The following is a 4,893-nucleotide window of genomic DNA, read 5'->3' as shown; positions in this document are numbered from 1 at the left end:
ATCAAGCCGGTGTCGAGCTCGCCGTTGNCGAAGGCTTGGCCCGCGACCAGCCGTGCANGGAAGCCGATATTGGTGGCCAGCCCCACCACCTGGTATTGCGCCAGGGCGCGCGTCAGGTTGCGCAGGGCGGCCTGGCGGTCGGCGCCCCAGACGATGAGCTTGGCGATCATCGGATCATAGAAGGGCGAAATCGCGTCACCCTCGCGTACGCCGGAATCGATGCGCACCGCCGCCGGTTGCGTGGCGCCGGCGGCGGCCAGGGTGAACTCCACCGCCGGCGCGCAGCGCAGATGGGTCAGCGTGCCGATGGCGGGCAGGAAGCCTTTCTCGGGATTCTCGGCATAGATGCGCGCTTCGATGGCGTGGCCCTGAAGGCGCAATTGATCCTGTTGCAGCGGCAGCGCTTCACCGGCGGCGACCCGCAATTGCCATTCCACCAGGTCCAGGCCGGTGATCATCTCGGTCACCGGGTGCTCGACCTGCAGGCGCGTATTCATTTCCATGAAATAGAAACTGCCATCCTGGTTGGCGATGAATTCGACGGTGCCGGCACCCACGTAGCCCACGGCCCGGGCCGCAGCCACGGCGGCCTGGCCCATGGCGGCACGGCGGTCGCTGCTCATGCCGGGGGCGGGCGCTTCTTCCAGCACCTTCTGGTGACGTCGCTGTACCGAGCAATCGCGTTCGAACAGATAGACGCAATGGCCGTGGTGATCGGCGAAGACCTGGATTTCGATATGGCGCGGGCGGGTCAGGTATTTCTCCACCAGCACGCGGTCGTCGCCGAAGCTGGAGATCGCTTCGCGCTTGCAGGAGGCCAGCGCGGCGTCGAACTCTTCACTGCGCTCGACCACCCGCATTCCCTTGCCGCCACCGCCGGCACTGGCTTTGAGCAGCACCGGATAGCCGATGCGGTCGGCTTCGTTGCGCAGGAAGTCACTTTCCTGGCGTGCCCCGTGATAGCCCGGCACCAGCGGCACGGCGGCGGTTTCCATCAAGGCCTTGGCGGCCGACTTGGAGCCCATGGCGTCGATGGCCGAGGCCGGTGGGCCGATGAAGACCAGGCCGGCCTCGGCGCAGGCCTGGGCGAAGCCGGCGTTCTCCGACAGGAAGCCATAGCCGGGGTGGATCGCCTGGGCGCCGCTGGCCAGCGCGGCGGCGATGATCTTGTCGCCACAGAGATAGCTTTCCTTGGCCGGCGCCGGGCCGATATGCACGCTTTCGTCACAGGCGGCCACATGTTTGGCGTGCGCGTCGGCATCGGAATACACGGCCACGGTGGCGATGCCCATGCGGCGCGCGGTAGCGGCCACGCGGCAGGCGATTTCGCCGCGATTGGCGACTAGGATCTTGGTGAACATGGTGTCTCCTCGGTGGCGCGGTTCAGATGCGGAACACGCCGAATCGGGTCTCTTCGATGGGGGCGTTCAGGGCGGCCGACAAGCCCAGCGCCAGCACCTGGCGCGTGTCGGCGGGATCGATCACGCCGTCATCCCACAGGCGGGCCGAGGCATAGTAAGGATGGCCCTGCGTTTCATATTGAGCGCGGATGGGCTCCTTGAAGGCGGCTTCTTCTTCGGCACTCCAGTTGCCGCCGCGCGCTTCGATACCATCACGCTTGACGGTGGCCAGCACGCTGGCGGCCTGTTCGCCCCCCATCACCGAGATGCGGGCATTGGGCCACATCCACAAAAAGCGCGGCGAGAAGGCCCGGCCGCACATGCCGTAGTTGCCGGCGCCGAAGCTGCCGCCGATGATGACGGTCAGCTTGGGTACCTTGGCGGTGGAAACGGCTGTGACCATTTTTGCCCCGTGGCGGGCGATGCCTTCGTTTTCGGCCTTCTTGCCGACCATGAAGCCGGTGATGTTCTGCAGGAAGATCAGCGGGATCTTGCGCTGGCAGCACAGTTCGATGAAGTGCGTGCCTTTCTCGGCCGATTCCGAAAACAGGATGCCGTTGTTGGCGATGATGCCCACCGGCATTCCTTGCAGGTGCGCAAAGCCGCAGACCAGGGTGGTGCCATAGCGGGCCTTGAATTCATCGAACTGGCTGGCGTCGACGATGCGCGCAATCACTTCGCGCACATCGAAGGGTTTGCGGGTATCGGTGGGGATGATGCCATACAGTTCATGGGCCGGGTAGTTCGGTTCCACACTCGCGCGCAATGCCAGTTGTTGCGGCTTGCGGCGGTTGAGGTGGCCGACGATGTTGCGGGCAATGGCCAGCGCATGGGTGTCGTCCTGGGCCAGGTGATCGGCCACACCGGACAGACGCGTGTGGACGTCGCCGCCGCCCAGCTCCTCGGCGCTGACCACTTCGCCGGTGGCGGCCTTGACCAGCGGTGGGCCGGCCAGGAAGATGGTGGCCTGTTCCTTGACGATGATGGATTCATCGCTCATGGCCGGCACATAGGCGCCGCCGGCGGTGCAGGAGCCCATCACCACGGCGATCTGCGGGATGCCCTGGGCCGACAGGTTGGCCTGGTTGTAGAAGATGCGGCCGAAGTGGTCGCGGTCGGGGAAGACTTCATCCTGGTTGGGCAGGTTGGCGCCGCCGCTGTCGACCAGGTAGATGCAGGGCAGGTGATTGAATTGGGCGATCTCTTGCGCGCGCAGGTGCTTCTTGGCCGTCATCGGGTAATAGGTGCCGCCCTTGACGGTGGCGTCGTTGCAGACGATCACGCATTCCTGGCCGGCCACGCGACCGATGCCGGTGATGATGCCGGCTGAGGGCGCGGCATCCTTGTGGTGGCCGTCGCGGTCCTGCTCGCGATACATGCCGTAGGCGGCCAGTTGGGAGAACTCCAGGAAGGGCGTGCCGGGGTCCAGCAGCATCTGGACCCGTTCGCGCGGCAGCAGCTTGCCACGGGCGACGTGTTTCTCGCGCGCCGCCGCGCCGCCGCCTTCGGCGATGGCGGCGACCTTTTGCCGCAGATCGTCCACCAGCACTTGCATGGCCTGGCGATTGTGCTGGAATTCCTCGCTGCGCGGGTTGAGCTTGCTTTCAATCTGCGGCATGGTCGTCTTTCGTCTCTTTGTTCAGTTTCTTGTTGTGGTGTCGGCTGGCGGGCGCTTGTTTGGGCGCGTGAGGTGAAGCAAGCTTCAATCGTCCGGGAAGCGCCCATCTACGTAGTACCAGCGCAACTGGCCCGTGGCATCCGGCTGGCGCACGAAGTGGCTGATCTCGTGCAGGCGGTGGGCACGGCCCGCCACCTTGAAGCGCGCCACGAATTCCACCGTGGCTTCATCGCTGTCGCTGGCGTGCTGGTGGTTCTTGATGTCCAGCCCTATCCACTTGACGTCGGTCTCGCTGGTCAACTCTTCTGCCGGCAGGGTGTCGGGGAACCAGGTGGCGCGCAGGTAGGCTTCGTCGCGCAGGGCGAAGGCGCTGTAGCGCGAGCGCATCAGCAATTCGGCCGTCTCCGGTATCTGCCCGCCACCGATGAAGCGACCGCAGCATTGGTCGAAGCTGGGCTGGCCGCAGGGGCAGGGGCCGGACTTGTCTTTCTTGTGGCTCATCAGATCTTTCCGTTCTTGAGGAAGGCTTCCAATTGCGGGAAGCGGTCGAAGCCCCAGAAGGCTTCGCCATCGACGATCATGAAGGGCGAGCCGAACACGCCGGCCTTGCCTGCGGCCTCGGTGCGCTGGCGCAGTTGTTCCTTCAGTTCCGGCGAGGCCAGCGCGGCTTCCAGGGCGTGGCGGTCGATGCCGGCATCGGCGGCGATGCGCAGCACGTGGTCGGTGACGCTGATGTCGATGTCTTCGGTGAAGTAGGCGCTGTAGAGGGTCTTGATCAGGTCCACCGCCTTGGCCGGCTGGGTCTGCTGCACCCACAGCGTGGCGCGGGCTGCGACCTGGCTGCCGATGGGGAAGTTGCTGGGGGCATGGTAGAAGATGTTGTGGAAGCGCGCGGTGCGCTCCATGTCGTGCTTGGAATATTCGCCCTTGAGCGGGATATTGACCAGCGAGTTGGTGCCCAGCGCCTTGAAGATCGGGCCCAGCAGGATGGGGTGCCAGTTGACGCTGCGGCCATGCCTGGCGGCCAGCTTGTCGATCTCGACCGCGGCGAAATAGCCGTAGGGCGAGCTGAAGTCGAAGTAGAAATCGATGGGATTGCTCATGGTAGTCCTTGCAGGAGGGAAGAGGATGGCGCTCGCTCGCGCTTACAGCGTATCGGCAAACAGTTCGCGGCCGATCAGCATACGGCGGATCTCGCTGGTGCCGGCGCCGATTTCATAGAGCTTGGCATCGCGCCACAGGCGGCCGACCGGGTATTCATTGATGTAGCCATTGCCACCCAGCGCCTGGATCGCTTCACCGGCCATCCAGGTGGCTTTCTCGGCCGAGTAGAGGATGGCGCCGGCGGCATCCTTGCGCAGGGCGCGCACCTTGTCAGTGTTGTCGGCGCGGTCGCAGGCCTGGCCCACGGCGTAGACGTAGGCCTTGCAGGCCATCATGGTGCTGTACATGTCGGCCAGCTTGCCTTGCATGAGCTGGAATTCACCGATGGCCTGGCCGAACTGCTGGCGTTGGTGGACATAGGGAACCACCACGTCCATGCAGGCTTGCATGATGCCCAGCGGACCACCGGAGAGTACGCTGCGTTCGAAGTCCAGACCCGACAATGCCCCATGAAAGTCGTGTTCGTGCTTTACGCCTTGTTTCTCATTGCGATCTCCACGCTGTACAACTGGACTACGACTGATTTTTCCGGCACTCGCTCGTCTTCCGGCAGCAGTTGGTCGTCCACCCGTTCCGGTGCTCGTGGGGTGGCGGTGGAAGCCACAAGTGAGCGTGACGGTTTTTCCTGCACGCNGCCAGCATCTGCTGGCGGATCTGGATGGGATTGCCCCCGAGCGCCTGAGCGATCCTCTCACCATCGAATCCCTGCTG

General features: G+C 64.6%; 4 protein-coding genes and 1 pseudogene. All 5 read right to left on the bottom strand.

The window, feature by feature from the left end:
• The coding region (locus tag I5W_RS27150; RefSeq protein ID WP_044531600.1) for an acetyl-CoA carboxylase biotin carboxylase subunit at nt 1-1,361 on the bottom strand (1,361 nt) is incomplete at its 3' end.
• A gap of 22 nt (nt 1,362-1,383) precedes the next feature.
• Nucleotides 1,384-3,018 (bottom strand): carboxyl transferase domain-containing protein, encoded by a 1,635-nt coding sequence (locus I5W_RS27145; protein WP_044531599.1) that lies wholly within the window; start codon nt 3,016-3,018, stop codon nt 1,384-1,386.
• 84 nt (nt 3,019-3,102) lie between these two features.
• Complete coding sequence (locus I5W_RS27140) at nt 3,103-3,519, bottom strand: YchJ family protein (RefSeq protein ID WP_044531598.1); 417 nt, start codon at nt 3,517-3,519, stop codon at nt 3,103-3,105.
• On the bottom strand, nt 3,519-4,121 hold the full coding sequence (locus tag I5W_RS27135) for a 2-hydroxychromene-2-carboxylate isomerase (protein ID WP_044531597.1): 603 nt from the start codon (nt 4,119-4,121) through the stop codon (nt 3,519-3,521). The genes I5W_RS27140 and I5W_RS27135 overlap by 1 nt, the downstream gene beginning before the upstream one ends.
• A gap of 42 nt (nt 4,122-4,163) precedes the next feature.
• Nucleotides 4,164-4,625 (bottom strand): annotated as a pseudogene (locus I5W_RS27130) (acyl-CoA dehydrogenase family protein); the annotation flags it as partial.
• Nucleotides 4,626-4,893 lie beyond the last annotated feature (268 nt).

It is taken from the genome of Herbaspirillum sp. B65 (assembly GCF_000333555.1).
Taxonomy (GTDB): Bacteria; Pseudomonadota; Gammaproteobacteria; order Burkholderiales; family Burkholderiaceae_D; genus Herbaspirillum; species Herbaspirillum rubrisubalbicans.
The sequence above is the reverse complement of the archived record's forward strand: the minus strand, read 5'-3'. Positions and strand labels throughout refer to the sequence as shown.